General features: G+C 69.4%; 24 protein-coding genes and 1 pseudogene. 9 read left to right on the forward strand and 16 right to left on the reverse strand.

Going from position 1 to position 25,845, the window contains the following annotated elements; all coding sequences use genetic code 11:
* Nucleotides 1-879 carry an EamA family transporter gene (locus GON04_RS07515; RefSeq protein WP_181653935.1) on the forward strand — a complete coding sequence of 293 codons (879 nt, stop codon included), beginning with the start codon at nucleotides 1-3 and terminating at the stop codon, nucleotides 877-879.
* A gap of 60 nt (nucleotides 880-939) precedes the next feature.
* On the opposite strand, the gene GON04_RS07520 is transcribed toward GON04_RS07515, so the two are convergent.
* A complete protein-coding gene (locus tag GON04_RS07520) occupies nucleotides 940-3,033 on the reverse strand; it encodes an alpha/beta hydrolase domain-containing protein (RefSeq protein ID WP_338050917.1) in 2,094 nt (697 codons plus the stop codon).
* A gap of 275 nt (nucleotides 3,034-3,308) precedes the next feature.
* Here GON04_RS07520 and GON04_RS07525 point away from each other — a divergent pair, with 275 nt between their 5' ends.
* Both GON04_RS07525 and GON04_RS07530 read left to right on the forward strand, forming a co-directional pair.
* Nucleotides 3,309-4,229, forward strand: a complete 921-nt coding sequence (locus tag GON04_RS07525) for a TauD/TfdA dioxygenase family protein (RefSeq protein ID WP_157397302.1) — start codon at nucleotides 3,309-3,311, stop codon at nucleotides 4,227-4,229.
* Between the two features lie 30 nt (nucleotides 4,230-4,259).
* Nucleotides 4,260-5,324, forward strand: a complete 1,065-nt coding sequence (locus GON04_RS07530; RefSeq protein ID WP_157397303.1) for a beta-keto acid cleavage family enzyme — start codon at nucleotides 4,260-4,262, stop codon at nucleotides 5,322-5,324.
* Nucleotides 5,325-5,366: 42 nt separating this feature from the next.
* Here GON04_RS07530 and GON04_RS07535 read toward each other — a convergent pair whose 3' ends face one another.
* Genes GON04_RS07535 through GON04_RS07555 form a run of 5 tightly spaced genes read right to left on the reverse strand, consistent with a single transcriptional unit; the run spans nucleotide 5,367 to nucleotide 10,288 of the window.
* A complete protein-coding gene (locus GON04_RS07535) occupies nucleotides 5,367-6,116 on the reverse strand; it encodes an SDR family NAD(P)-dependent oxidoreductase (protein ID WP_157397304.1) in 750 nt (249 codons plus the stop codon).
* A complete protein-coding gene (locus GON04_RS07540; RefSeq protein ID WP_157397305.1) occupies nucleotides 6,116-7,486 on the reverse strand; it encodes an MmgE/PrpD family protein in 1,371 nt (456 codons plus the stop codon). The genes GON04_RS07535 and GON04_RS07540 overlap by 1 nt, the downstream gene beginning before the upstream one ends.
* 1 nt (nucleotide 7,487) lies before the next feature.
* Nucleotides 7,488-8,447, reverse strand: coding sequence for a Bug family tripartite tricarboxylate transporter substrate binding protein (locus GON04_RS07545; RefSeq protein ID WP_157397306.1), 960 nt, complete (start codon nucleotides 8,445-8,447; stop codon nucleotides 7,488-7,490).
* Between the two features lie 4 nt (nucleotides 8,448-8,451).
* Complete coding sequence (locus GON04_RS07550; protein WP_232532952.1) at nucleotides 8,452-9,444, reverse strand: MBL fold metallo-hydrolase; 993 nt, start codon at nucleotides 9,442-9,444, stop codon at nucleotides 8,452-8,454.
* A 43-nt stretch (nucleotides 9,445-9,487) separates the two neighbouring features.
* Nucleotides 9,488-10,288 carry an ABC transporter substrate-binding protein gene (locus tag GON04_RS07555; protein ID WP_157397307.1) on the reverse strand — a complete coding sequence of 267 codons (801 nt, stop codon included), beginning with the start codon at nucleotides 10,286-10,288 and terminating at the stop codon, nucleotides 9,488-9,490.
* A 156-nt stretch (nucleotides 10,289-10,444) separates the two neighbouring features.
* On the opposite strand from GON04_RS07555, the gene GON04_RS07560 reads away from it, so the two are divergent.
* The gene (locus GON04_RS07560; protein WP_157397308.1) at nucleotides 10,445-10,957 is read left to right on the forward strand and encodes a GNAT family N-acetyltransferase; all 513 of its coding nucleotides are present in this window, start codon (nucleotides 10,445-10,447) and stop codon (nucleotides 10,955-10,957) included.
* Nucleotides 10,958-10,996: 39 nt separating this feature from the next.
* On the opposite strand, the gene GON04_RS07565 is transcribed toward GON04_RS07560, so the two are convergent.
* The 4 genes from GON04_RS07565 to GON04_RS07580 all read right to left on the reverse strand — a co-directional run bounded on the left by GON04_RS07565 (nucleotide 10,997) and on the right by GON04_RS07580 (nucleotide 14,167).
* Complete coding sequence (locus GON04_RS07565; protein WP_157397309.1) at nucleotides 10,997-11,998, reverse strand: ketopantoate reductase family protein; 1,002 nt, start codon at nucleotides 11,996-11,998, stop codon at nucleotides 10,997-10,999.
* A gap of 135 nt (nucleotides 11,999-12,133) precedes the next feature.
* Entirely contained in the window at nucleotides 12,134-13,102 is a 969-nt protein-coding gene (locus GON04_RS07570; protein ID WP_157397310.1) for a Bug family tripartite tricarboxylate transporter substrate binding protein, read from the reverse strand.
* Between the two features lie 109 nt (nucleotides 13,103-13,211).
* Nucleotides 13,212-13,745 carry a hypothetical protein gene (locus GON04_RS07575; protein WP_157397311.1) on the reverse strand — a complete coding sequence of 178 codons (534 nt, stop codon included), beginning with the start codon at nucleotides 13,743-13,745 and terminating at the stop codon, nucleotides 13,212-13,214.
* Nucleotides 13,746-13,813: 68 nt separating this feature from the next.
* Nucleotides 13,814-14,167, reverse strand: coding sequence for a CHRD domain-containing protein (locus GON04_RS07580; protein ID WP_232532953.1), 354 nt, complete (start codon nucleotides 14,165-14,167; stop codon nucleotides 13,814-13,816).
* A gap of 13 nt (nucleotides 14,168-14,180) precedes the next feature.
* Between GON04_RS07580 and GON04_RS07585 the strand changes: the two genes are divergently transcribed.
* The gene (locus GON04_RS07585; RefSeq protein ID WP_157397313.1) at nucleotides 14,181-17,591 is read left to right on the forward strand and encodes a CheR family methyltransferase; all 3,411 of its coding nucleotides are present in this window, start codon (nucleotides 14,181-14,183) and stop codon (nucleotides 17,589-17,591) included.
* A gap of 79 nt (nucleotides 17,592-17,670) precedes the next feature.
* On the opposite strand, the gene GON04_RS07590 is transcribed toward GON04_RS07585, so the two are convergent.
* On the reverse strand, nucleotides 17,671-18,177 hold the full coding sequence (locus GON04_RS07590) for a hypothetical protein (protein ID WP_157397314.1): 507 nt from the start codon (nucleotides 18,175-18,177) through the stop codon (nucleotides 17,671-17,673).
* 66 nt (nucleotides 18,178-18,243) lie between these two features.
* Here GON04_RS07590 and GON04_RS07595 point away from each other — a divergent pair, with 66 nt between their 5' ends.
* From GON04_RS07595 to GON04_RS07605, 3 genes are all read left to right on the forward strand, one after another.
* Nucleotides 18,244-18,678 carry a helix-turn-helix domain-containing protein gene (locus GON04_RS07595; protein ID WP_157397315.1) on the forward strand — a complete coding sequence of 145 codons (435 nt, stop codon included), beginning with the start codon at nucleotides 18,244-18,246 and terminating at the stop codon, nucleotides 18,676-18,678.
* Between the two features lie 192 nt (nucleotides 18,679-18,870).
* Nucleotides 18,871-19,314 (forward strand): protein-tyrosine phosphatase family protein, encoded by a 444-nt coding sequence (locus GON04_RS07600; RefSeq protein ID WP_198349230.1) that lies wholly within the window; start codon nucleotides 18,871-18,873, stop codon nucleotides 19,312-19,314.
* An 803-nt stretch (nucleotides 19,315-20,117) separates the two neighbouring features.
* The gene (locus GON04_RS07605; protein ID WP_157397317.1) at nucleotides 20,118-20,585 is read left to right on the forward strand and encodes an ester cyclase; all 468 of its coding nucleotides are present in this window, start codon (nucleotides 20,118-20,120) and stop codon (nucleotides 20,583-20,585) included.
* A gap of 39 nt (nucleotides 20,586-20,624) precedes the next feature.
* Here the strand turns inward: GON04_RS07605 and GON04_RS07610 are convergent.
* A pseudogene (locus tag GON04_RS07610) lies at nucleotides 20,625-21,655 on the reverse strand (aldo/keto reductase).
* A gap of 26 nt (nucleotides 21,656-21,681) precedes the next feature.
* Complete coding sequence (locus tag GON04_RS07615) at nucleotides 21,682-22,863, reverse strand: MFS transporter (protein ID WP_157397318.1); 1,182 nt, start codon at nucleotides 22,861-22,863, stop codon at nucleotides 21,682-21,684.
* A 75-nt stretch (nucleotides 22,864-22,938) separates the two neighbouring features.
* On the opposite strand from GON04_RS07615, the gene GON04_RS07620 reads away from it, so the two are divergent.
* Complete coding sequence (locus tag GON04_RS07620; protein WP_157397319.1) at nucleotides 22,939-23,868, forward strand: LysR family transcriptional regulator; 930 nt, start codon at nucleotides 22,939-22,941, stop codon at nucleotides 23,866-23,868.
* A 29-nt stretch (nucleotides 23,869-23,897) separates the two neighbouring features.
* On the opposite strand, the gene GON04_RS07625 is transcribed toward GON04_RS07620, so the two are convergent.
* From GON04_RS07625 to GON04_RS07635, 3 genes are all read right to left on the reverse strand, one after another.
* Entirely contained in the window at nucleotides 23,898-24,299 is a 402-nt protein-coding gene (locus GON04_RS07625) for a hypothetical protein (RefSeq protein ID WP_157397320.1), read from the reverse strand.
* Nucleotides 24,300-24,375: 76 nt separating this feature from the next.
* Nucleotides 24,376-25,125, reverse strand: a complete 750-nt coding sequence (locus GON04_RS07630) for a class II aldolase/adducin family protein (RefSeq protein ID WP_157397321.1) — start codon at nucleotides 25,123-25,125, stop codon at nucleotides 24,376-24,378.
* 30 nt (nucleotides 25,126-25,155) lie between these two features.
* Nucleotides 25,156-25,668, reverse strand: a complete 513-nt coding sequence (locus GON04_RS07635; protein ID WP_157397322.1) for a hypothetical protein — start codon at nucleotides 25,666-25,668, stop codon at nucleotides 25,156-25,158.
* Nucleotides 25,669-25,845: the final 177 nt, after the last annotated feature.

The raw sequence follows: 25,845 nt of genomic DNA on the forward strand, positions 1-25,845 counted from the left end.
GTGCCGCTGACCGCCCTGCTCCTCGTCGTCCTCGCCGCGGTCATCCACGCCGCCTGGAACCTGCTGGCCAAGCGCGGTTCGCACGTCGGCCCCGCCTTCGTCTTCGCCTATACGCTGGCCAGCGGCGTGCTGTACCTGCCCTGGGTGGCCTGGGTTCTGTGGCACGAGGGCATGGCCTGGAGCGGGCCCATCGTGGCCTGCCTGCTCGCCAGCGGCGCCCTGCACCTGGTCTACAGCCTGTGCCTGCAGCGCGGCTACCGCGTCGCCGACCTGTCGGTGGTGTACCCGGTGGCGCGCGGCTCGGGGCCGGCGCTGTCGACCCTGGGCGCGGTGCTGCTGCTGGCCGAGCGGCCGGGGCTGCGGGGCGTCGGCGGGCTGCTGCTGGTGGTGGGCGGCATCGGCCTGATCGCGGCCGGCGCACCGCGCCGCGCACCGGCGGCGGGCGGGCACGCCGACGTCGGCGCCGGCATCCGCTGGGGACTGGCCACCGGCGCGCTGATCGCCGCCTACACCGTCGTCGACGCCTGGGGCGTGAAGGTGCTGCTGATCGCGCCGGTGCTGCTGGACTGGTTCGCCAACGCGGTGCGGGTGGCCATGATCGCCCCCTGGGTGGTGCGCGACCGGCGCTGGCGCGAGGCGATGCGCGGCCACTGGGGCCTGGCGGTCGCCATCGGGGCGCTGGCTCCGCTGGGCTACATCCTGGTGCTCACCGCGCTGCGCTCGGGGGCGCCGCTGTCGCTGGTGGCGCCGGCGCGCGAGCTGTCGATGATGGTGGCGGCGGTGCTGGGCGTCCTGCTGTTGCGCGAGCCGGTAGGCGTGGCACGCCTGGCCGGCTGCGTGCTGCTGACGATCGGCGTGGTGACGCTGGCAGCCTCCTGAGGGGCGACTCCGGAAGCGACCGGGGCTGGATGCCGGGTCAGGCCCGGCAGGACGGCAGGGTCAGCGCAGCACCCGGCTCGCATCCGCCTCGCGCACCAGCCGCTCGGCGTCCTCGGGCAGCAGGAAGCCGGCGTTCAGGGCCCGCTCGGTCGCCTTGCGAACGGCGGCGACGTAGCCTTCGTGCGAGCGATAGCGCTCCTCCAGCGACAGGCGCGGATCGCCGCTGCCCTGCCGTTCGGCCCGCGTCTTCGCGAACGGCACCATGCCGCCCACGTAGTTGCAGATCTGGCCCTGGTGGAACGGCCGCGCGCCGCCGGCGGTGATGTTCCAGCCCAGGTAGGTGCCCAGGGGCGCGTCCAGCAGCACCACCGGCACGCCGCCGAGCTCGTTGCCGTCGGCATCGACCTTGGGGGCGTACATCGGCAGCACCTGGCGGATCGGCGGCGGCGCGTGCCCGGCCACGCCGGAGCCGTCGGCGGCGTTGAACTGCGGCCCCCAGTCGTAGTCGAGCACCGGCATGATGAAGTCGGGTTCGGGGATGGTGGGACGCAGCTGCGGCAGGGTGGGAAACCCCAGCGCCGTCTTGTGCGCCGGCACCAGCGTCCCGTTGGCGAGGCGGGGCCACTGGCTGGGCGGCGGCTCCACGCCCTTCATCACCCAGTTGCGGAAATGCACCCGCAGCGCATTCACGGTCTCGGTGTGCGGCACCGGGTTGGCCGGCAGCACGCCGGTGCCGTAGTTGTTGCCCGGGCAGACAGGCCCGGTCGTCGGCAGCGCCGCGCCCGGCACGCTGGTGTCGAAGCCGCCCGCCCCGCCGCCATGGTTGCTGGCCGCGATGTAGTAGCGCCGCACGTTGGGCGGCAACGGCAGGTCGGTGCGGCCCTCGGTGCCCACCCACTCGGGCGTGAGCTTGAGCGCCCACACCTCGGCGGCGCCGAAATGCTCGATCACCTTGGGGCAGGTGCGCGTGGCGGTGCAGCGGTCGAGCAGGCCGGCGGCCGCCCCGCCGCGCACCGGATCGGGGTGCGGCAGCCACCACTGCGGACCCTCGCTGCCGGCCTGGTACAGCTCCAGCACGCCGTCGGGCTGGGCCCAGCGGAAGTTCAGCGCGATGCGGCGGCCGGCGATGATGGGCCACAGGCCGTCATGCACCTGCCGGCCGGCCTCGTCGCGGTTGAACCCGAGGTGCAGCCAGCCGCGCAGGAAATTGCCCGACTGCGAGACACCGCGGCCGATGCTGTGCGTGACGGCGCCGGCCACCGGGTTGGGCGTGCCGGTGTCGTCCGCGCGTGCCGTCTTGAAGAACATGCCGACATCGCGCCAGGCCGCGAAGCCCACGCCCAGCGCGTAGGCGTCGGCGGAGGGGAACACCACCTGGTAGAGCCGGCTCGCGTCGAAGCCGTTCTTCAGGCAGATCTGGGTCGGGTCGGGCGTGCCGGGGAACGGCTGGGACGCGTCGCAGCGCGCCCAGGCCCAGTCGGTAGGGGGAATCACGGTCTCGCCGATCACCTCGCCGCGCGTCGACTCCGCCACGCGCGAGACCAGGCGCGAGCGCCGCGTGTCCAGGCTGCTCGGCTTGTAGGGTACCGGGTTGGTCTGCACGATCAGCGGCTGCGAGCCGGGGCCGGCGCGGTTGACGATGCGCCCGAACACCTCGCCGGTGACCGGCGAGCCATCGGCCTGGCGTGCAATCGGCAGTTGCAGCCAGTGCGGCTGCTCGACCGCCGCCGTCGCCCGCACCGCCGTCGCGCCCGCGTTGTCACCCTGCCAGGCGCTGGTGAGGTCGATGTCCCCGTTGCCGCGTTCGGCCGGCACGTTGGGCCGGCGCAGGCCGCGGTTGGGGACCTCGTGCCAGAGCATCCCGCTGGCCCGGGCCAGGTCGACCGGCTTGGTGAGGACGAAGGTGGCGACGTAGCGCACCTTGCCGTCCGGGTCGCGGGCCAGCAGCACGTCGTTGATGAGGCTGTTGGCCGGCGAGCCGGGATCGAGCTCGCCGAACGCACGCCCGGCGATCTGCTCGGTGGCGATGCCGCCCGAAGCCGCGGCCGGCAGCGGCCGGGTCTCGTCGATGACGATGCGCGTGACGCGGGCCTGGGCCAGCGGCGCCGCGAGGGCAAGCGCGACGATCGCCGCACGGGGGATGCATCTGGGCACGGTGTCTCCTGTTGTGGCGCGGATGCTAGCCAGCGGTTCCGGGGTGCACAAGCGTGCCGGACCCGGGGCTGACCACACGCGACCCTGCTGGCATGCCGGGCGACGGAGCGACCGGGACAGGTGCTTGCTCGGGCCCGTGACGCTTGTCCATCGGCACTGACCCGGAACGCGCTGCGTTACTGATCCAGGTCAAAGGCGCCTCGCCACCCCCCGCGGGGTGGGGGGAACCGTCTTGACTGCATTTCTACGCTTTGGCTTCCCAACAGGAGGTCAACATGGCATTCAACCAGGCCGCCGCTGCCCCGCAGGGCCCGGCCATCATCAGTTCGACATCGCGACTGCAATCGGTCCGGGTGGAGCAGCTCACCTGCGCCATCGGTGCCGAGATCGGCAACGTGAACCTCGGCGTCGCATCACGCGACAAGGACCTCGTCACGCAGTTGCACCAGCTGCTGCTCCAGCACAAGGTGCTGTTCTTCCGCGACCAGGACATCACGCGCGCCGAGCACGTGGCATTCGCGCGGCATTTCGGCGCGCTGGAGGACCACCCCGTTGCCGGCAGCGACCCGGAGACCCCCGGGCTGGTGCGCATCTACAAGTCCCCCGACGTCCCCAACGACCGCTACGAAAACGCGTGGCACGCCGACGCCACCTGGCGGGAGAAGCCGCCGATGGGCTGCGTCCTGCGCTGCGTGGAAGGCCCGGCGGTGGGCGGCGACACCATGTGGGCGAACATGGTGCTGGCCTACGAGAAGCTGCCGGCGGCGATCAGGACGCAGATCGACCCCCTGCGCGCCCGGCACAGCATCGAGGCGACCTTCGGCGCTGCCATGCCGATCGAAAAGCGCCTCGCATTGAAGGCGCAGTTTCCCGATCCCGAGCATCCCGTCGTGCGCACGCACCCGGAGACGGGCGAGAAGGTGCTCTTCGTGAACCCGTTCACCACCCACTTCACCAATTTCCACAACGAGCAGAACGTGCGCTACGGCCAGGACTACGCGCCCGGCGCCGCGCAGCTGCTGCAGTACCTGGTGAGCCAGGCCCAGGTACCGGAATACCAGGTGCGCTTCCGCTGGCGCCCGAACAGCATGGCGATGTGGGACAACCGCTCGACCCAGCACTACGCCGTGATGGACTACCCCCCTTGCCATCGCAAGATGGAACGCGCCGGGATCATCGGCGACAAGCCCTTCTGAGACCCTCCACTTCGCACCAGGACACACACCATGAATTTCCAGGACGGCTCCTACTATCCCGAGAACCAGGAGAAGCTGGTCATCACTGCCGCGCCCTACGGTCCCGAGTGGATGCCGGCGGATTTCCCGCAGGACATCGCAGTCAGCATGAAGGACCAGGTCCAGAAGGCGGTCGACTGCTACAACGCCGGCGCCACCGTGCTGCACGTGCACGTGCGCGAGGACGACGGCAAGGGCTCCAAGCGCCTATCCAAGTTCAACGAGCTGCTGGCGGGCATCCGCGCCCGCGTGCCGGACATGATCCTGCAGGTGGGCGGCTCGATCAGCTTCGCGCCCGAAAAGGAGGGAGACACGGCCAGGTGGCTGTCCGACGACACGCGCCACATGCTCGCCGAACTGCTGCCCGTGCCCGACCAGGTCACCATCGCGATCAACACCAACCAGATGAACGTGGTGGAACAGATGCTGCCGCAGGACGTGCAGGGCACCTCCCTGGCCACGCCCGAGGGCATGCACGCGTACCGCGAGATGACCATTCCCGCCGGTCCCGAGTGGGTGGAGGAGCACATCCGCCGGCTGAGCAGGAAACGCATCCAGACGCATTTCCAGCTGGCGAACATCACGCAGCTGGAGACGGTGGAGCGCATGATGCGCCGCGGCGTGTGCAACGTGCCGCTGGTGCTCACCTGGGTCGCGATCGGCGGCGGCTTCGACCAGCCCAACATCTACAACCTCGCGAACTTCGTGCGTGCGGTGCCGGACGGCGCGGTCCTCACGCTGGAAAGCTCCATGCTCAACGTGCTGCCCCTGAACATGCAGGCCATCACCATGGGCCTGCACGTGCGCTGCGGCATCGAGGACAACATCTGGGCGCAGGACCGCAGCTCCAAGATGTCCACCGTGCGGCAGATCGAGCAGCTCACGCGCATCTCGCGCGAGTTCGGCCGCGAGGTCGCGAACGGCCAGGAGGCCCGCCGCATCTACCGCATCGGCGAGTTCTACGCCAGCGCGGAGGAGACCCTGGCGCGCAACGGATTCACGCCGAACCGCAAGGCGGGACAACGCGGATTCGTGCAGCACGCGCTGGCCGCCTGACCGTGTGAGGGGCGGCCGCGCAGCCCCCCTCGCCCCTCAGCCCTAGCCGCCCAGGAACGCGCCGCCGTTCACGTGCAGGACCTGGCCGGTGACGAACCGGCCACCGTCGCCTGCCAGCCACGTGACGGCGGCGGCGATCTCGCCCGGTTGGCCCCGGCGGCCCAGCAGCGTGGCGCTCGCCGCGTGGTGCCGGGGCGCGGCGCCGCTGCGCACCGTGTCCACCAGCCCCGGCGACACGCAATTGACCGTGACGCCGTGCGGCGCGAACTCATGGGCCAGTGCGCGGGTCAGGCCTTCCAGTGCCGCCTTCGCGGCCACCACGTGCGCCCGACCGGGTGCTCCCGTGCTGGCCGTCATGCCGCTGATGTTCACGATCGTCCCCGCCGGGCTGCGACACAGCGCGTCGAAGGCCGCCTGCGTGCAGTGGAAGGCGCCGTCCACCGTGAGGTCGAAGGCGCTGCGCCACTGCGCGTACGGCAGCGTGTGGAAGGGAGCTTCTGCACGCACCGACGCGTTGTTGACGAGCACGTCGAGCCGGCCGAACCGCGCCAGCACCGCCGCCAGCATCGCATCGACTTCGGCGCGCTGGGTGACGTCCGCGCGCACAAGCAGCCCTTGACCGCCCGCAGCCTGGATCTCGTCGACCACGGCCTGGCCCTCGGCGACGCTGGCGCGGACATTGACCGCCACGCGCGCACCTTCGGCGGCCAGCGCCAGCGCGATGGCGCGGCCGATGTTGCGGCCCGAGCCGGTGACGAGCGCCGTGCGTCCGGCCAGGCTGGGAGCAGTCATCAGGCGCGCAAGGCCGACAGGTCGACGCGTGCCGCGGACGGCAGCGCGCGCAGCACCTGCAACGCGGTGTCGGCCTGGGCCGCCGACCAGCCACCGTAGGCGCAGTTGGCACGGTACTTGGCGGCCAGGTCGTCGGCGGACAGCGGTTCGTCGCGGCCGCCGCGGAAATGGTCCTGCCGCGCTTCCACCACGGCGCCGCCGCGCAGGGTGGCCTTCACGTGGCCGGTGAAGCGGTCGGGGTAGGGATTGGCCGGATCGACCACGTAGCGCACCCTGGACGCCAGCGCGCGCACGGCCGGGTCGTGCACCACGGCCTCCTCGTAGTCGGCCAGGCCGGCGTCGCCGCGCAGCATGCCCACGGCGATGGCGTAGGGGATGCTGAACTTGGCCGCGTAGCCGTTCGGCGGCGCGTGCTTGGACGCGAGCGGTTCCCACAGGCGGTGCACGATGCCCTCGGCGGTTTCGCACTCGATGGACTCGACGTCGTCGGGGCGCAGCCCCTGGGCCACCAGGCGGCGCGCGCAGTCGATGAACGGGTGGGCCATCGTGCCGCAGGCGTAGGGCTTGAACGCGATGTCGGCGCACAGCCATTGCCGCCCGGCGCCATCGAGCATGGCCGCGAGGTTGCCCTCTCGCGTGTTGGCGAATCCGTGGAAGAAACCGTGCTCGCCCTCGAGCAGCGTGCGCGGCCCGGTGAAGCCGGCCTGCGCCATGCGCGCCGCGCGGTAGCCCGCCTGCGCGGCCCAGCCGGGGTGCATGCGCTTGGTCCACGCGCCTTCGGCCAGGTATTCGATGATGCCGCTGGCCATGCTGCCGGCGATGCCCAGTGCGTTCACCCACTGGGCGGCGGGCAGGCGCAGCGCCGTGGCCACGGCGGCCGCGGCGCCGAGCGCGCCGAACACGGCCGTCGGGTGGAAGCCGGCCATGTGCACGCGCTTGGGCGCCACCAGGCAGAGCCGGCACATCACCTCGCAGCCGACGGCGATGCCGGCCAGCGCCTGCGCACCGGACAGGCCATGCCGTTCCGCCGTCGCGAGCACGGCCGGCACGATGACCGCGCCGGCATGGACGGGGCCGCCCTCGAAGGTGTCGTCGTAGTCCTCGCCGTGTGCGGCGGTGCCGTTGCACAGCGCGGCGGCCGCGGGGCTGGCGCCCTGGGCGCGGCCGATGATCGTGCAAGGGCCGGTCTCGTCGCTGGCGGCGACGGTGGCCAGCAGGTAGTCGCTGTTGCGCGCGGCCACGCAGATGCCGGCCAGGTCCATCAGCAGCGCGTCGCCCATCGTGCGAACGCCGTCAGGCAGGACGGGATCGGTGCCGAACGCGGCGGCGAGTTGCTCGGTGGCGGTGACGGAAGGTAGCGGACGGCCCATATCAGTCCCCGGTGATGTGGTTGGTCCGCGCGACCTCCGTCCAGTGGCGGATCTCGGCGGCGATGTAGTCGCCGAACTGGGGCGGCGTCATCGGCATCGGATCCAGCGCCTCGCCGGAGAGCTGGTCACGGAAATCGGGTTGCGCGAGCAGGCGGTTGACCTCCTCGTTGAGCCGGCGGACGACGGCAGGCGGCAGGCGCGCCGGGCCGACGATGCCGTACCAGGTGACGCCCTCGAAGTGCTCGTAGCCCGCCTCCTTCAGGGTCGGCACGTCCGGCAACAAGCGGTGGCGCCGCGTGCCGGTGACGGCGAGCGGCCGCACGTTGCCCGCACGGACGTGCTGCAGGCCGGCGGCCAGGCCGGGGAAGATGGCCTGCACCTGGCCGCCGATGAGATCGGTGAACGCCTGGCCGATGCTGCGGTACGGCACCGACAGGCTCTGGAAGCCGGCGGCGTTCTTGAACTGCTCCATCACCAGGTGGTTCAGCGTGCCCTTGCCGGACGTGCCGTAGTTGACCTTGTCCGGTTGCGCCTTGGCATAGGTCACGAACTCCGCCAGGTTGCTGACGGGCAGCGAAGGCCGGCAGACCAGCAGGTTGGGGGTGCCGCCGATCATCGCGATGGGCGTGAAGTCGCGCTGCGCGTCGTAGGGCACCTTGCGCACCGCCGGGTTGGTCGCGTGCGTGGCCACGTACCCGAGCATCAGCGTGTAGCCATCGGGCGCGGCGCGGGCCGCCATCTGCGTGGCGATCGAGCCGCCGGCACCGGCCTGGTTGTCGATGACGAAGGGCTGGCCGACGACGCGGCTGAGCCGGTCGGCGACGATCCGGCCGATGAGGTCGACACCGCCGCCCGGCGCCTGGGGCGCGATGATGCGCACGGCGCGCGCGGGATAGGTCTCCTGCGCGCCGAGCGGCGCCGCACAGAACGGCAGGCTGAGGAGAAGGGTGCGGCGCTTCATCGAATCAGCAACCCGCCGTGCACCGGCCGTTGCCGTCGAACTGCATCAGGCGGCCCGACAGCGGCACGACCACCGGCACCTTCGACAGCTGGATGAAGCGCGCGGTCTTGGAGCCCTCCCGGACCTTGCCGCCCTGCGTTCCGGCTTCATTCGCATGCGATGCGATGACCGTGTTGGGCTTGACCAGGTCGTTGATCACGTAGGCCGATTCGGTCGGGCCGGTGGTGAAGCCGTCGCCGATGTTCATCACGGCGAGTTGCACCTTGTACAGGTCCCGCACGACCGTCTGCTGGTCGGCCGTGACGCCGGTGTCGCCCGAGAGGTAGACCGACAGCCCGTTGCTGAACACCACGACGTAGCCGGTGGCGAGGCCCACGTCACCCCAGATGCCGGCCTCCTTCATGTTCTTGCCGAGCTCACCCGGGATGTAGTCCGGGTCGAGGCCGTTGCTGTGCATCGCGGTGACGGTGGCGATCTTCACGCCGCCAACCGTCACGCTGCCGCCGAAGCGCGCCAGGATCGAATCGGCCGGGTTGCCGCCATTGGCGCGGAACTTCGCTGCGAAGAACGAGGGCATGTCGCTGCCGGTGACGACCTTGGCCTTCTTGGCGAGCGCGATGTTCGTCGCGTTGCCGTTGGGGATGGCGGACACCGAGAAATCGGGCGCAGCGCACGTGCCGGCGCCGATCGCCTTCGTGTAGGCATTGCCGAGGTGGTCGCCGTGGGTGTGCGTGACGAGCACGATGTCGATCTTGCCCAGCCGCGGGTCGTTCGGGCCCATCACGGTGCGGCCCGGGTCGTACAGCACGCGGGTGCCGTTCGGGTCCTCGAAGACCAGCGCGCGATCCTGCGCGCAGAACTCGCCGTCGAAGCCACCGAGGGACGTGACCTTTACCACGCCGCTGTTCGCGGGCGCGGGCGCGGAAGCCTGGGGGGCGGCGCAGCCGGCCAGCGCAGCGGCGGCCGCGGCGAGCATGAATGCGTGCAGTCGGTTCATCTGTCTCCTCTTTGGGGGTTGGTGGAAAGGTCTTCTGGCGGGATCAGGGGCGCGAGGGAGGTGCGACGGACGCACCTTCGATGCGATGGCGCTTCAGCGCATCGGCAACGAAGCCCGATGCCTTCATGTCCTCGATGTAGCTGCTCAGCCACTGCTGCACCGCCGTTCGGCCCTTGGGCACTCCCATGGCCTGCTCGATCACCATGAAGCGGCCGGGCAGCAAGCGGACACCGCCCACGCGCTTCGCGTCGGCTTCGAACTGCTGCTTCACGTTGGCGGCAACCTCGTACCTGTCGGCGAGGAACAGGTCGGTGACGGCTTGCGATGTCGGTGCGTGCACCAGCGTCGCAGCCCTCAGTTCCCGCGTCAGGAAGAGGTCGTAGGCGCTCCCCTTGCCGACGACGACCCGCGTGCCCCGCCGGTCCACTTCCTCGTTGCTCCGGATGGGCGAGTCGTTGCGGACGAGGTAGGCGCCTTCGATGACGACGTAGGGCGCGGTGTAGTCCATGTCGGCGCCGCGCACCGGGTCGATTGCGACGAAGGCCAGGTCGACCTTGCCGGCCTTCACGGCTTCGACGGTGTTGCCTGCCGACGTGAAGGTGACGAGCTCGATCGGCAGGTCCAGCCGCCTGGCTGCTTCGCGCGCGAGGTCGACCGAGACCCCCTGCGGCTCGCCACCGGAACCGCGCGAGGCGAGCACCGGATTGCCGAAATTGATCGCGGCGCGCAGCCTGCCCGCAGGCGCGATCTGCGCGCGCGCGGCGCTGGTCGAAGGTCCTTGCGTCGCACAGCCGGCGAGCGTCGCCGTGCCGGCCGCGACGAATGAGCGGCGGCTCACGTCCATCCGTTGTCTCCTTTTGCGCCGCATCTTCCGGTGTGGAGCTCAACTTGTATATTGCAAGTTACTGAGCTTTTATTGCACCGGCTGCATAAATGTGTCCCCATCGTTCCCCGGAACGCCCTTGACGCGTCATGCGGTTGCGTCCACCATCATCCGCGCATGCCCGGCTCACCGCAGATCGACATCCGCCCGGCCACCGTCGGCGACATCGCGCTGATTCTTCGTTTCATCCGGGAACTTGCCGCGTACGAGAAGGCCGAGCATGAAGTGGTGGCGACCGAGGCTGGCCTGCGCGCCTCCCTGTTCGGCCAAGGGGCTCGGGCACATGCCCTGATCTGCCGGGTGGCGGGTGAGGATGCCGGCTTTGCCGTCTACTTCTTCAACTACTCCACCTGGCAAGGCCGGCAGGGGCTGTACCTCGAAGACCTGTACGTCTCGCCTGCCCACCGGCAAGCGGGTGCCGGCAAGGCCATGCTGCAATACCTGGCGCGCGTGGCCCAAGCGAACAACTGCGGCCGCTTCGAATGGAGCGTCCTGGACTGGAACGAACCGGCCATCGCGTTCTACCGATCGATCGGCGCGGTGCCCCTGGACGAATGGGTGCGGTACCGCCTTGCCGGCGACGCGCTGGCGACATTCGCCCGGGGCGAACCGCCGCCTCCTGCGACCTAGCGTCGCGCTCCGGCACCCGGTCGACGGGCCCGGACCTGATCACCGCTGCGCGCGCCTCCGATCGAGCCCCCGCAGCAGCGGCACGAGCAGATCCAGCGAGGGCGTGGGGGTACCCGTCGCACGCCCAAGGGCTTGCACCTGGCCGACGATGGCTTCGATCTCCATGGGCCTTCCCTGCTCGACATCCTGGAGCATCGATGGACGAATGCCCAGAGCTGACGCTCCATCGGCAGCGCCGCCCAGGCGCGGTGCGGCCTTGGCAGCCCCGACCTGATCGGAGACATCGACGCCATGCGAGGCCGCCACGGCAGCGACCTCGTCAACCACCGCACTGCAAAGCTCGATCAGGGCTGGCTCGCCTGCGAGACCGTTGATCGGGAGCCGAGTCAAGGCGCAGACGGAATTCAATGGAGCATTCCGCAGCAGCTTGCTCCAGATCCAGCGCCGGATGTCGTCCGATGCTTGCGCATTCACGCCGGCTGCACGCAGCAGGTCACATGCGGCTTCCAGGCGCCCCGAGTGGCTGCCGTCGGGTTCGCCGAGAACCCAGCGATTGTTGGCCGTATGCCGCACGACCCCGGGTTCGACAACTTCGTTGGCCGAATAGATCACGCAGCCCAGCACGCGCTGGGGACCCACTTCGCGCCAAAGCTGGCCGTCCGGATCGAGCAGTGGCACAGGCGCTCCCGGCGAGCCGGCGCCCCGAAACTCCCACCACCAGGGAATCCCGTTGTTGGCGAACATGGCACAGCCGGTGTCGCCCAGCAAGGCTCCGATGTCACGGGCAACAGCCGGCTGCGAGTGCGCCTTGAGGGTCGTGATGACGAGGTCCTGCGGCGGGAGGTCGCCCGCGCGGTCTGTCACGGCGGCTGGCCGGACGGTGAAGTCTTCCTGCTCCGCGAGCAGTCGCAGACCTGACGTGCGGATCGCGTCCAACTGCTCCCCGCGGGCCACCAAGGACACCGTGTGGTGTCCAGCCTTCAGCAACCGGGCTGCCAGGTAGCCGCCGACCGCCCCGGCGCCGAAGATGCAAATCTTCATGCGTCGTGGTCGACAGCCGCGTCCCGCTCAGCGATGCCGAGCCTCTGCCAGGCCGGCGCGGCTCCGGCCTGGCACAGAGCAGTCGTCGCCGGCCCGGCGATCACGCCCAAATGGACGCGCGCTTCGCTCATGCCCTCAATCAAGCTTGGCACCGGATGCCTTCACGACCTTGGCCCAGTGCACGACGTCGGCTTCCAGGACCTTCTGGAACTCCTCCGGCGTGGTGGTGTAGACATCGGCGCCCTGGTCGCGGAAGAAGGCCTGGGCTTCCGGAGCCTGCACGACCTTCACGATGTCTGCCTGCACCTTGTCAACGACGGCCTTCGGCGTACCGGCAGGAGCCAGGAAGCCCCACCATGGACTGACGTTGAAGCCCGGGTAGCCCATCTCGGCGATCGTCGGTACGTCTGGCATGCTGCCGTTGCGCTTTGCGCTGGAGACGGCGATGGCTCGCAGCTTGCCGCCCTTGACCAGCTGCAGCGCGGAGGGCACCGCAGCAAATGCGTTGTCCACCTGGCCGCTGATCACGTCCGTCAGCGCCGCCGCAATGCCCTTGTAGGGGATATGCGTCATCCTGATTCCGGCCTCGACGTTGAGCGACTCCGACAGGAGCTGGTTGATCGAGCCGTTGCCGGAAGTCGCATAGGTCACCTTGCCCGGGCCGGCCTTGGCGCGGGCCACGAGGTCCCGGAAATTCTGCACCGGCGATGTGGCCCCGACCACCAGGAAGAAGGGCGTCGTCGCCACGGGGGTGATCGTGGCGAAGTCCTTCACCGAGTCGAACGGCAGCCTGGCGTAGAGGCTCTGGTTGACCGCCTGCGAACCTGCATACGTGAAGAGCAATGTGTAGCCATCAGCCGGTGCCTTGGCGACCGCTTCCGTGCCGATGACCCCAGCCGCTCCCGCCTTGTTCTCCACGACCACCGGTTGTCCCCAGGCGATCGCCAGCTTCTGCGCCACGTAGCGCGCGAAGACGTCGGTCGCGCCACCCGTGGCTTGCGGCACGACCACCTTGACGGGCTTGGTCGGGTACGTCTGGGCCGAACCGGCTCCGGCAACCGTTGCGAGCGCGGCCGCCAAGACCCATCCGATTGCCTTTCCCATCGGGATCTCCTTCGAGTCGTTGACTGGATCTCAGTCTAGCCGGATGGCGCGGCTGCGGATGAGGAGGACATGATGCGCACGCTGACAACGGTTCTCGCGTCGCCGGCCCTCATGCGCGCCGCCCGCGCAGCAGCCTCTGGACGCCTTTGACCATGAAGAGCACCAGCAAGGTGCCGGTCAGGTCTCCGACGAACATCACCGAGAACCCCGGCAGCACGGAATCCTCGCCTTGCGACGCGAACCACAGGTGATGGAGCAGGGGACTTGCCACGGAATACGCGAGACTCAGCGCAAAAAGCTGCTCCGCACTGAGCTGCGCCAGGCTGCGGCCCACGCCATAGCAGTGCCGGGCACCCAGGTAGACGAGGTACGGGGCCACCGCAGCGATGATCCCGCCCATGAATGCACGGGTGTGGTCGTTCGGGAAGAAGATGTAGAAGCTGACCAGCCAGGAGACGATCAGCAGTCCGATCGCGCCCGCCTCTGCGTACAGAAGCGTTGCCAGCAACCGGACGCCGGCCGGCAGGTAGACCCAGTTGATGCCCGGCACGAATTCCAGCGACGCGAACAGCCAATGGTTGATCGCCAGGGCCGCCAGGAAGGCCAGGATCGTCACCGCGACGGCGGCGAGCTCGGTCCGCATGTCCTTCCATTGCATCCTGGGCCCGACTGGAAACCGGATCCGGCGCCGTCCTCCTGCGGGGACGTCTCTCAGCGCGACAGCTGGCCGCGGATCTCGCCGCCGGGGTTCGCAGCCGTGTGGATGTTCACGTAGTAGCGCCCCGCCTTGAGGTCCGCGTATTGCTCGGCGGTGAGCTTTCCGCCTCCCGTGACGGGCGACTGCGCGACGCTCGGGAACGGCACCTTCACGCCGGCGTTCTGTCCCGACGGCGCCGGGCCGTGGATGTGGCCCATGGTCGCCGGGCCGCTGAGGCCGGAGAAGGTGACGCGGTACGTCATGTCCATGGTCGAGGGGTTCACCATCACTTCTGCGCTGCCAGTGCCGATGCTCGCGTTGGGCGGCACTTCCTGCGAGGCGGACAGCGCGGCGCGGTAGGTTTCCATGCCCGAGGAGGCCATGCCACCCGAACCGCCGCCCATTCCCATCTGGCTGCACCCCCCGAGGATGATCGCGACTGCGCCTGCAGCGGCGCCGCAGAGAAATGACTGGCGTGAAACCAAGAGCCTGGACGACTATGCCCTTCGGCTGCGTGGCAACCGGGGCGAGATCGATGCTCTGTACCAGGACATCCTGATCAACGTCACCAAGTTCTTCCGCGAACCGGGCCTGTTCGCACTGCTCAAGGAGCGGGTGTTCCCCGAGATCCTGGCCGCCAAGCGCGGCGACGCGCCGATCCGCATCTGGGTGCCGGGTTGCTCGACCGGCCAGGAAGCCTATTCGCTCGCGATGGCCCTGATCGAGTTTCTCCAGGACAAGGTGGACGCGCCCCGGATCCAGATCTTCGCCACCGACCTGTCGGAGGACGTGTCGCTGCAGCGCGCGCGCGCCGGGCTCTACCCCGACAGCATCGAGGCCGACGTCTCGCCCGAACGGCTGCGCCGCTTCTTCCAGCGCGAGGACAACCACTACCGCATCAGCAAGGCGGTGCGCGAGGTAGTGGTCTTCGCGCGCCAGGACGTGGCGGCCGACCCGCCGTTCTCGCACATCGACCTGGTGAGCTGCCGCAATTTGCTGATCTACCTGGGGTCGGCGCTGCAAAGGCGCGTGATTCCGACCTTCCACTACGCGCTCAGCCCGGGCGGCTTCATGGTGCTGGGCGCGTCGGAAACGATCGGCAGCCACACCGACCTATTCGGCGTGGTGGATGCGACGCACCGCGTCTACGTGCGCAAGTCCGGCGCCGCGCAGCGCACCTACCCGCACTTTCGCCCCGACGACCACCGTACGCGCGCCGGCCGCGGGCAGGAGTTCACCGCCACGCCGCGCGCCGGTCCGGCCGACTGGCAGCGCGAAGCCGACCGGGTGGCCACCGGGCTGTACGTGCCCCCGGGCGTGCTGGTGAACGAGAACTTCGACATCCTGCAGTTCCGGGGCCACACCGGCGCGTTCCTGTCCCCCGCTCCCGGGGAGCCGAGCAACAACCTGTTGAAGATGGCGCGCGAAGGGCTCTTCGTCGCGGTGCGCGCCGCCGTGGCCGCCTGCCAGCGCACCGGCGCCGCCGTGCGGCAGCCGGACGTGCGGATCCGCGGTGACGTCGCCGACCGCGAGATCGAGCTGAACGTCGTGCCGATCAAGCTGCCCATCGCAGGCGAACAGTGCTACCTGGTGCTGTTCGAGGAGAAACTGCACGGGGTCCAGCCGCCCCCCTCGCCGGTGCCGGTGGACGAGGCCGCCGATGCCCACCACCTGCGCCAGGAACTGGCCTCCACCCGCGACTACCTGCAATCGCTGATCCAGCAGCAGGCCGCGGCCAACGAGGAGCTGAAGGCGGCCAACGAGGAGATCCTGTCCAGCAACGAGGAACTGCAAAGCACCAACGAGGAACTGGAGACGGCCAAGGAGGAACTGCAGTCCGTCAACGAGGAGCTGACCACCGTCAACGAGCAGCTGCAGCACCGCAATGCCGAGCTGGCGCGCCTGAACGACGACATCGTGAACCTGGTGACGAGCAGCGGCACTGCGGTCCTGGTGCTGGACGTCGAGGCGCGCGTGCGGCGCTTCACGCCGGCGGCCGGCCGCCTGCTCGGCCTGCTGGCCGGCGACATCGACCGTCCGATCGGCCACATCAAGACCGCGCTGGACCTGCCGGACGTGGATGCGCTGGTGGCCCAGGTGATCGCGACCGTGCAGCCCCAGGTGCTGGAGGTCCGCGGCAACGACGGCCGGACGTACCAGCTGCGCGTCCATCCGTACCGCACGTCAGACCACCGCATCGATGGCGCCGTGCTGGCGCTGGTCGACATCAGCGACCTGCGGGTGGCGCAGAACAGCCTGGCCGACGAGCGCGACTACGCGCGCGCCATCGTCGAGACGATGCGCGAATCGCTGCTGGTGCTCGACCAGGACCTGCGCGTGGAGACGGCCAATGCGGCGTTCTATGCCACCTTCCGCGTCGACCCGCATGACACGATCGGCCGGCGCCTCGACGAGCTGGGCAACGGGCAGTGGCGCATCGACGCGCTGCACCGGCGCCTGGTCGACGTGTTCGCGCATCCCGGCGAGGTCGTCGAATTCGACGTGCGGCACGAGTTCGAGGGGATTGGCTTCAAGGTCATGCGCCTGGGCGCTCGCCGCATCGTCCGCGACGGCTCGGTCGCCTCGCGCATCCTGCTGGCCATCGAGGACCGGACCGACATCGAGCGCCTGGCCGAGCAGGTGAACCAGCACGTCGCCGAGCTCGATGCGCTGGACCGCAGCCGCACCACCTTCCTGTCGCTGCTGGCGCACGAGTTGCGCAACCCGTTGGCGCCCTTGCGCAATGCCCATCATGTGCTGACCAGCCCGGGCGTGCGCGAGGAGACGGCGAGCCGGATGCTGGGGACGATCGATCGGCAGGTCGGCCACCTGACGCAGCTGGTGGATGACCTCCTGGACGTGGCACGCATCCATCATGGCCGCGTGCTGGTTCGTCCGCGGCGCATCGAGCTGGTCGAACTGGTGGAGGAGGCCGTGGAGTCGGCGCGGCCGGGCTGCGAAGCGAAGCGGGTCGCCTTGACCGCCCACCTTCCCGTGGGTCCCTGGCCGATCGACGCCGACCCCACCCGGCTGACCCAGGTCATCACCAACCTGCTGGGCAACGCCTGCAAGTTCACCGATGCCGGCGGGCAGGTCACCGTGACCTTGCAGCGCGAGGCGGCGACTGCGGTCCTGACCGTCGCCGACACCGGCATCGGCCTGGCGGCCGACCACCTGGCAAAGATCTTCGACCTGTTCATGCAGGTCGACCCGTCGCTGGAGCGCTCGCGCAGCGGGCTGGGCCTGGGGTTGACCCTCGCCCGGCAGCTGATCGAGGCGCACGGCGGCACGGTGTCCGTCCACAGCGCGGGCGTGGGCCGCGGGAGCGAGTTCGTGGTCCGGCTCCCCCTGCCGGACATGGCGATCGAGGCAGAACCGCCAGAGGCCGCGCCGGCACAGGACGTCGCGCCCGTGGCGCCGCGCCGGGTGCTGGTGGTGGACGACAACCCCGACGGCGCGCAATCGTTGGCCCTGGTGCTGGAGACGAGGGGGCATACCGCCCGCGTCGTGCACGACGGCGCGGCGGCGCTCGATCTGGCCGCAAGCTGGCAACCCGACGTCATCCTGCTGGACATCGGGCTGCCCGGCATGAGCGGCTACGAAGTCGCGCGCCGTCTGGCCGCGCAGCCTTGGCGCAGCCAGATGCTGGTGGTCGCCCTGAGCGGCTGGGCGCCGACCGATCACTCCGCGCTGGCCGCCAGCGCCGGATTCGATGCCCGCCTGGTCAAGCCGGCTGACATCGATGCGCTGGCGCGGCTCGTTGCCTCGGCTCCGGTGCGGCAGAAGGACTAGGAACCCGCGGTACGGGCACGAGCCCGCCGCATACCCGGCCTTGCGCTCCTGGCAACCACTCAGCCGGACGCAGCGCGGTTCAATCGGCCACCACCTCGTAAGTCCCGCGTGCCACCTTCGCGAGGTCCCTCCCCTCGATCCGGATCAGCCGCGTGGGTCCGCTGCGGCTCGGCGCGTGGACGGCGCCTTCGTTGTAGAGGTGGGCGTCTCCAGGGCGCAGCGCATAGCTGCGGCCCCGCCGCACCTTGCCCGCCATGCCGCCGCCAGCCGGCTGGACAACCACGAAATCGGTCATCGTCGTTTCGCCCTCGGCCTGCCCGTAGATCGCCCAGGACGGGCCGTGGTCGTGCGGACCGCCTTCCCTGGCGTCGTGGTACTCGTGGCCGAGGATGCAGAAGCCGAGCTCGCGGTCCTCATGAAGGATCTTGCGTTCCGGCATGCCGCCGGCGAACTGGGCGCGCACGAACTCCCGATCGCGCAGTGCCCGGCCGAGCAAGGCCGCCACTTGCGCGCGGCCGGCAGGCGAGCCGTCCGCCTGGAGCAGGCTGCGGCATTCACGGGCAAGGGCATCGAGTGTCATGGTCATGTGGTTCTCCTGGAATGGTTCTGGCAGGATAGAAGTTCAAGTGCACTTGAAGTCAAGGGGTTGCCCATGGATATCGCGGAAGTCGCGAAGCGTTCCGGCGTGCCTGCTTCCACGCTGCGTTTCTACGAGGAGAAGGGACTGATCACCTCGGTCGGCCGGGATGGATTGCGGCGCCGCTTCGCGCCGGGCGTGCTCGACCAGCTGGCCCTCATCGCCCTGGCGCGTTCCGCCGGCTTCGCGCTCGACGAGATCCGGTCGATGTTCTCGCCGGACGGCCGGCCGAGTCTGGATCGGGAGATGCTGGCCGCGAAGGCCGATGAGATCGAGCGGACCATCAGGCGCCTGCAGGCCGTGAGCAAGAGCCTGCGGCATGCGGCGGTCTGCCCTGCGCCCAGCCATTCGGAGTGCCCGACCTTCCAGCGGCTGCTGCGCGCGGCGGCGGCTGGGACGCGCGAGACGACTGGTCTTGGCAGGAAGCGGCGGCTCGGAGAGCCTGCCTGATCCGGCTGCGCGCACGGAGTGGCCACGAGGGCTCAGCAGGTGCTGGTGGATCCTGCTTCGACCACGTCGATGCAATATCCTGACGAGTCGACGCGTTGAATGTGCCCCCATCTCCAGCTCACGGGCGCACCATCAGGGCCAAACGCGTCCGACCCCACCACCTCTGAAGGGACAGCAATGGCAGGCTTCCGATTGCCCGACGACCTCAAGTTCAACCGATCCCGCATCGAGGATCCGCTCGCCTATGCGAAAGACCGGGCCGTCCGTTCCTGGCTGTTCATCGTCGGCGACGAGTTTGCCTCCATGGAGGGAGGCATGTCTTACGCGCAGGTGCAACAGGCGGTCGAACACACTGCCCGCGTGGTGAGCGATCCGCCTCGCGTCCTCGACCTGGACCTCGCGCGCCAGCATGTCGCGGCGCTCGATGTCCTGCCGCGGCCGACGCTGGTCTCCTGCCGCGCGGGCCCGAGGTCCTCGGCCGTGGCCTACATGTACGCGGGGCTCAAGGCCGGCGTGACGCCCGCAGAGGTCATCCATGCGGCAGAACTCGACGACGCACCCTTCTGCGCCTTCGAGGAATACAAGACCTGGGTGCGCTCGTCCATGCTGGCCTTGTCGGGACAACCGGAAGCCTGAACGCGCTGGGGGCCGCACCAGCATGGCCTAAGGCCTTGGGCGGCGCCAGCACGACGAGCCAGGTCTGGCGTTTCGGCAGGCCCGGAGGCGGGGCCCACGGGCTCAAGGGACCGTTTGCGACGCCAACGTCCGCCCTCGCCCAGCGAGAGGCGCCGCTCAGATGCGCTCAATGCGCGTGTGCGCAGTGTGTGCTGGACGTCACTGCAGTCGGGACGTCATCGTCCATGGCCAATGGCTGCTCGGTGCCACCCCCGCCGATGGTGGCACGCAGCGTCACCGGGACGGCTGCCGCCGCGGGTTCCTGCACTTGCTTCGTTGTGGGCGGTGGGCTGGCCGAGGGTGGCAGCACCCAGGCAGCCACGGCCATGCCGGCCGCCAGAGCCAGGCCCGCGCCGATCCAGCGCGGACGCAACCGGCCCGGGCTGGGCGGTGTGTCGATGCCGCCCAATGACTGGGCGGCTTCACGTTCACGAGCTAGAAGACACATCACTGGCTCCTTTCCGCGAGGAAGCGACCAGTATGGCGTGGTGGCCGTGGGATTCAAGCAAGGCCCGTGGCTGGGCCATGCGACAGCCGCAGAGACAGGTTCCCGATCCAGCATGGACGGCGCTCTGCCTTGCGCAGGCAGTCGACCGTTCAACGCCAACCCAGCTGAGGAGTGCACCGCCCTCCGCAAGAGCGGCTATCCGGGCTCGGCTTCCGGAAGTCGAGCTGGACCGGTTGTGAGCGCAGGACGACCTGGAGGCCCCTCAAGCGGTTGACAATGAGCTCCGACAGCGTCAGATGCCTCCCCTCGCCCCCCAATGCACGAAGCGATCCTGGATCTCTCGAAGGCCCACTGGTCTCCCCAGAAGGAGGTCGTACGGGTCTTCTACAAGGAAATGTGGGATCACGCCGATACGTCTCTCGTGCCGCAAATCTTTCACCCGGACTTCACCTTCCGCGGATCCTTGGGCCCACAGCTCGTCGGGCACGAAGAGTTCATCGGCTACGTGAGGTTTGTGACCGGCGCGCTCGAGCATTACACGTCCGACATCCTGGCCCTCGGGGAAGAGGGGAACCAGGTCTTCGGAAAGCTTCGCTTCCATGGATACCACCGGGGCGAACTCTTCGACGTCCAGCCCTCGGGGCGTCATGTCTGGTGGTACGGCACTCCGATCTTCACCTTCGACGGCAACCTGGTCCGAGACCTCTGGGTGTTGGGCGACATCCATGGCCTCATCGGCCGTCTCCAAGGGGCGCCGGGTGCGCAAGACGCCAGCGGCCAATAGCGGGACCGACTCGCATCGCCGCGTGCGCTGCCACCGTGACTAGACCGGCGCCGGGCTGCGCTCCGAGAACTGCCCGTTCCAGTACGGGTAGTACGGGTAGGGCGCCGTCACCGCGCTCGCCGAATCCAGCAGCGCCACCTGTTCGCGCGTGAGCGTCCAGCCGAGGGCGCCCAGGTTTTGCCGGAGCTGCGCCTCGTCGCGTGCGCCCACCAGCACGCTGGAGACCGTGGGGCGCCGCAGCAACCAGTTCAGGGCGACCTGGGGCACGGTCCTTTCCGTCTCGGCCGCGACGAGGTCCAGCGCGTCCACCACCCGGTACAGGCGTTCCTCGTCCACCGGCGGGGCGAATCCCGCTGTCTCGTGAAGGCGGCTGCCCGGCGGAAGGGGTTGCCCGCGCCGGACCTTGCCGGTCAGCCGACCCCAGCCGAGCGGACTCCACACGATCGCGCCGACCCCTTGATCGAGACCCAATGGCATGAGTTCGTACTCGTAGTCGCGACCGATCAGGGAGTAGTACGCCTGGTGCGCCACGTAGCGCTGCAGGCCCAGCCGGTCGGCTGCGGCCAGCGACTTCATCAGCTGCCAGCCGGAGAAGTTCGAGGCGCCGATGTACCGGACCTTTCCCGCCCGCACCAGGCCATCGAGCGTGTCCAGCACCTGCTCTACCGGCGTCATGGCGTCGAGGCATGCAGTTGGAGGATGTCGATGTAGTCCGTGTCCAGGCGCTTCAGCGCGGCATCGGTTCCGGCGAGGAGGTGGTGGCGCGAGGCGCCCACCTCGTTCGGTCCGTCGCCCGATCGAAGCGACAGCTTGGTCGAGAGGATGACCTTGTCGCGGCGGCCCCGCACGGCGGCCCCCAGGATGGACTCCGACGCCCCCGCGGAGTACACGTCGGCGGTGTCGAACAGGTTCACGCCGGCATCCAGGCAGATGTCCACGATGCGGCGCGCCGCGGCCTCGTCCGTGTTGCCCCAGGCACCGAACAGCGGCCCCTGTCCACCGAACGTGCCGGCGCCGAAACCCAGTGCGGGCACCTTGAAGCCGGAGCGGCCGAGAAATCGTTGTTCCATGAGTTGCTTTCGAAGTGATGTGGCGTTCAGGCACATGCCGCCGCAGCGTCGGCCGTGCTGCCCGGGCGGTCGATGAGACGGCTCCAGGTCGCCAGGCCCAGCCCCGCAAGCGTGAGGACGGCGGCCACCCAGCCCAGTGCGGCCAGGCCGGGGCCCCGCTCGATCACCATCCCGCCCACCCAGGCGCCGATGGCATTGCCCAGGTTGAAGGCGGCGATGTTCAGGCTGGAGGCGAGGTTCTGCCCGGCGCCATCCGCCTTTTCCAGCACCCGCATCTGCAACGGCGCCACGGTGGCGAACGAGACGATGCCCAGCACGCCGAAGAAGACGATGGCCCCGGCCGGCGTGGCGATGACCGGCGCCATCGCGGCCAGCACGGCGGCCAGCGCCGCCAGCGTGATCAGCACCGCGCGGATCGGTCCGCCGTCCGCCAGCTTGCCGCCCAGCAGGTTGCCGGCCGCCATGCCGGCGCCGAACAGCAGCAGCACGCCCGAGACCGAGCTGTCGGCCAGGCCCGTGATCCGCGTCAGGAGTGGTTGCACGTAGGTGAAGACGGCGAACACACCGGCATACCCGGCCACCGTCATGGCCAGACCCAGCAGCACCTGCGGCCGCCCCAGCACGGACAGCTCGTGGCGCAGCGCCGAAGGGGCGGTCTCGACCGTGCCGCGCGGCACGAAGGCTGCCAGCACCGTGAAAGCGGCGACTCCGATCGCCGTCACGGCCCAGAACGCCGAGCGCCAGCCGAAGTGCAGGCCGAGCCAGGCGCCCGCGGGCACGCCCAGCAGCGTGGCGGCCGTCAGTCCGGTGAACATGATGGCAATGGCGGAGGCGCGGCGCTCGGGTGGGACCAGCCCGGTGGCCACCACCGAGCCGACGCCGAAGAACGTGCCGTGCGCCAGCGACGTGACGACGCGCGCTGCCATCAGCCATTCGTAGCTCGGTGCCAGGGCGCAGGCCAGGTTGCCGAGGGTGAAGATCGCCATCAGGGCCAGCAGCACGGTCTTGCGCTGCAGCTTTCGGGTGGCCACCGTCAGCAAGGGGGCCCCGACGGCGACGCCGAGCGCATAGCCCGAGATCAGCAGTCCGGCAGCGGCGACGGAGACCTGCAGGTCCGCCGAGACCTGCAGCAGCAGCCCCATGATGACGAATTCGGTGGTGCCGATCCCGAAGGCACCGGCGGTGAGGGCGAGAAGGGCGATGGGCATGCCCCGAACTGTGCGGACGCGCGGAGCCCTTGACTAGAATGAAGAATGGACATGAACCTGTGAACTGAATTCACAATGCCACGGCTCGACGTCAACCGCTCCGGTGAAATGGAAGCCTTCGTGCGGGTGGTGGAAAGCGGCGGTTTTTCGTCGGCCGCGCGGGCGCTGGAAATGACGCCCTCGGCCATCAGCAAGCTCGTGGGTCGGCTGGAGGCCCGGCTGGGCACGCAGCTGGTGCATCGTTCCACACGCAAGCTGCAGCTCACGCCCGAGGGCAGCTCCTTCTACGAACGCAGCGTGCGGGTACTGGCGGACATGGACGAGGCCGAGAGTTGCGCGGCCGTGTCCGCGGCGCCGCGCGGGCGGGTCAGCGTCAATGCCAATGTGCCGTTCGGCCGCCACTACCTGATCCCCAAGGTGCCGCTGTTCCTGCAGATGCATCCGCAGATCACGTTGGACATCACCCTCAGTGACCGGGTGGTCGACCTGATGGACGAGCGTGCCGATGTGGCCATCCGCTGGGGCCGGCTGCCGGCGTCCGACCTCGTCGCGCGCAGCCTGGGTGAGACCGCCCAGGTCATCGTGGGGTCGCCGGCGTACCTTGCGGGCCGCGGCACCCCGCTCAAGCCCGCTGACCTGGAGAGGCATGAGCTGCTGGGCTTCAGCTTCCGTCGCAGCACCAGCGACTGGCCGCTGCGCACGAAGGGACGCCTGCTGCAGATCCCCGTCACGGGCAGTGTCCGGGCCGGCGATGGCGAGGCGCTGCGTGACCTGGTGCTGGCAGGCGCCGGCCTGGCGCGTCTTTCGGTGTTCCATATCCGCGCCGACATCGCCAGCGGCGCCCTCGTTCCTGTCCTGGAGAACTGCAACCCCGGCGAGATGGAGCCGGTCAGCGCGGTCTATCTCGGCAAGGGCGGCAGGCTGCCGGCCCGGGTGCGGGCCTTCCTGGATTTCCTGGATCTGCACGCGCGCATCGACGGCTCGCCGAAGCCCGTCCGACGTTGAGGCGTGGCGAACGGCCGCGCCGGCGTTGGCTATCCAGTCATCCTCGCCCAGATCGCCCGCACGCGTCGGGCGCGGTCTTCGAAGAGATAGGAGCCGGCCAGTGTCAGCAGACCCGAAACCACACCCGTCACGATGGCCTCCGCCAACGGAATGCCGTAATGATTGGCGTGCGAGTAGGCGTCGCCCAGCATCGTGAGGCAGCCGACCACCAGGGCATTGCCGTATCGGTTCGAGTAGAGCTTGGCCGCCGGTGTCCACGTCAGCACCACGGCCAGGATTCCGGTGGCGAGACCTGTCTGCAGCGCAAGTGTCCAGTGGGCAAGGCTCAGGAGATTGCCCCAGCTACCCGGCATGCATGTCATGCACGCGCTGGTCGGCTGCCAGAAGCGCTGGACAAACAGCCTGCCGCGGCGTTTCCAATCGCTTGACATCATTTTTCCCCATCGATGAACAAGCCCCCGCGCCCCTGCACGTCTGCTTCCGGCGAGAAGCAGGCGTCAGGCGCCCTCAATCCGCATAGCCGGGCATCACCCGATCCAGCACGCGCATCATCGCGGCGAAGTAGAGCGCCTCGCGCTCCGCCTGCGAGTGGCTGTTGCGCGGGTTCGGAGTCTCCACCTTCCTGACGATCTCGTCGTCGAGCAGCGCGAGCGGCCGGCCGGTGGACATGGCCAGGACCTGCGCCTGGCAGACGCGCTCCAGCTTGTAAAGGCGCCGGTACGCTTGCGCGACGGTGTCGCCGATCGCCAGGACACCGTGGTTCCTCATGAACAGGATCTGCCGGTTGCCCAGGACGGCCGCGAGCCGTTCCCCTTCGCTCAGCGAAGCGGCCAGGCCCGTGTAGCCGTCGTCGTAGGCAATGCTCCGCGTGAGGAACGCGGCTGTCTGGCTCCCGGGGAGCAGGCGGTTGTCCTCCAGCATGTTCAACGCCAGCGCCCAGGTCTGGTGGGTGTGCAGGATCACGTTCGCGCCGGTGATCCGGTGCAGCGGCGCGTGGATGCTCCGCGCGCTCAGCTCCAGGCTGCCGGTGCCTTCCAGCACCTCGCCCGCCTCGTTGAACATGATCAGGTCGCTCGCCCTCGCCTCGGACCAGTGCAGGCCGAACGGCAGGACCAGATACCGGTCCTCCTGGCCCGGAACACGCATCGTGAAGTGGTTGTCGATGCCCTCTTCCAGGTCGTCGTACACAGCCAGCCGGTTCGCCGCAGCCAGATGGACGCGAGCGCGCCAGACGTCGTCGTCGTTCTCTTGACTCATCGATGGAGGTCCCCGGGAATGCGTCCCGCCCTAATCCCGCGTCGGCCCCTCGCGCAGCGTCTCGATGCCGGGGTGCGCGCGCCGCACCACGTTCTGCGGATCCAGGTAGACCCAGTAGAAGCGGTCCATCTCCGGGCCTTCGTTCCAGCGGTAGGTCATGATGTCCCCCTTCCAGCTGGCGACATGCTCGATGCGGGCCGGGCGGCCGTACTCGCGCTCGACGTCGGCGCGCGTCCACTGGCCGATGCCGACGGTGTTGAGGCGGCCGAGGTCGTTCGCGTTGAGCACCTGGCGCAGCGACACCATGCGCCCGTTGCCATCGAGGTCCACCATGTAGGCGTACTGGCCGGCCGGCTGCAGCGAGTACTGCAGGCGCTCGTTGCCGTTGGGCAGCTTCACCACCGCGGTAGGGCGCCCCATGCTGCTGAGCACCTCTTCGCGGCTCGCGCCCGGCTGCAGGTTGTAGCCGGTTGCACAGCCCACCAGGACCAGCACGCAGACCGTGCCGACCGTCGCCACCAGGGGTCGCAGGATGCCTGTCATACACGCTCCGAGTTGGGTCTCGCCTCCAGGCATCTTCGTCCTGATCCGGTTCCGTTTCAAGGGCGATCGGTTCGACAGGCACTTGGCCCCGCATGGGGTCCATCTCGTGCCGGACGCACGGCGCCAGCAACATGCGGCCACGATGGCAGCGCCGCTCCGGCCAACCCACGCGAATCC

The sequence above is a fragment of the Ramlibacter pinisoli genome (assembly GCF_009758015.1).
GTDB lineage: Bacteria > Pseudomonadota > Gammaproteobacteria > Burkholderiales > Burkholderiaceae_C > Ramlibacter > Ramlibacter pinisoli.

Excerpts from the sequence above, each read along its gene's own strand:
- GON04_RS07525 (WP_157397302.1), top strand. The coding sequence starts at position 3,309 with ATGGCATTCAACCAGGCCGCCGCTGCCCCGCAGGGCCCGGCCATCATC.
- GON04_RS07530 (WP_157397303.1), top strand. The coding sequence starts at position 4,260 with ATGAATTTCCAGGACGGCTCCTACTATCCCGAGAACCAGGAGAAGCTG.
- GON04_RS07535 (WP_157397304.1), bottom strand. The coding sequence starts at position 6,116 with ATGACTGCTCCCAGCCTGGCCGGACGCACGGCGCTCGTCACCGGCTCG.
- GON04_RS07540 (WP_157397305.1), bottom strand. The coding sequence starts at position 7,486 with ATGGGCCGTCCGCTACCTTCCGTCACCGCCACCGAGCAACTCGCCGCC.
- GON04_RS07545 (WP_157397306.1), bottom strand. The coding sequence starts at position 8,447 with ATGAAGCGCCGCACCCTTCTCCTCAGCCTGCCGTTCTGTGCGGCGCCG.
- GON04_RS07550 (WP_232532952.1), bottom strand. The coding sequence starts at position 9,444 with ATGAACCGACTGCACGCATTCATGCTCGCCGCGGCCGCCGCTGCGCTG.
- GON04_RS07555 (WP_157397307.1), bottom strand. The coding sequence starts at position 10,288 with ATGGACGTGAGCCGCCGCTCATTCGTCGCGGCCGGCACGGCGACGCTC.
- GON04_RS07560 (WP_157397308.1), top strand. The coding sequence starts at position 10,445 with ATGCCCGGCTCACCGCAGATCGACATCCGCCCGGCCACCGTCGGCGAC.
- GON04_RS07565 (WP_157397309.1), bottom strand. The coding sequence starts at position 11,998 with ATGAAGATTTGCATCTTCGGCGCCGGGGCGGTCGGCGGCTACCTGGCA.
- GON04_RS07570 (WP_157397310.1), bottom strand. The coding sequence starts at position 13,102 with ATGGGAAAGGCAATCGGATGGGTCTTGGCGGCCGCGCTCGCAACGGTT.
- GON04_RS07575 (WP_157397311.1), bottom strand. The coding sequence starts at position 13,745 with ATGCGGACCGAGCTCGCCGCCGTCGCGGTGACGATCCTGGCCTTCCTG.
- GON04_RS07580 (WP_232532953.1), bottom strand. The coding sequence starts at position 14,167 with ATGGAAACCTACCGCGCCGCGCTGTCCGCCTCGCAGGAAGTGCCGCCC.
- GON04_RS07585 (WP_157397313.1), top strand. The coding sequence starts at position 14,181 with ATGCCACCCGAACCGCCGCCCATTCCCATCTGGCTGCACCCCCCGAGG.
- GON04_RS07590 (WP_157397314.1), bottom strand. The coding sequence starts at position 18,177 with ATGACCATGACACTCGATGCCCTTGCCCGTGAATGCCGCAGCCTGCTC.
- GON04_RS07595 (WP_157397315.1), top strand. The coding sequence starts at position 18,244 with ATGGATATCGCGGAAGTCGCGAAGCGTTCCGGCGTGCCTGCTTCCACG.
- GON04_RS07605 (WP_157397317.1), top strand. The coding sequence starts at position 20,118 with ATGCACGAAGCGATCCTGGATCTCTCGAAGGCCCACTGGTCTCCCCAG.
- GON04_RS07615 (WP_157397318.1), bottom strand. The coding sequence starts at position 22,863 with ATGCCCATCGCCCTTCTCGCCCTCACCGCCGGTGCCTTCGGGATCGGC.
- GON04_RS07620 (WP_157397319.1), top strand. The coding sequence starts at position 22,939 with ATGCCACGGCTCGACGTCAACCGCTCCGGTGAAATGGAAGCCTTCGTG.
- GON04_RS07625 (WP_157397320.1), bottom strand. The coding sequence starts at position 24,299 with ATGTCAAGCGATTGGAAACGCCGCGGCAGGCTGTTTGTCCAGCGCTTC.
- GON04_RS07630 (WP_157397321.1), bottom strand. The coding sequence starts at position 25,125 with ATGAGTCAAGAGAACGACGACGACGTCTGGCGCGCTCGCGTCCATCTG.
- GON04_RS07635 (WP_157397322.1), bottom strand. The coding sequence starts at position 25,668 with ATGACAGGCATCCTGCGACCCCTGGTGGCGACGGTCGGCACGGTCTGC.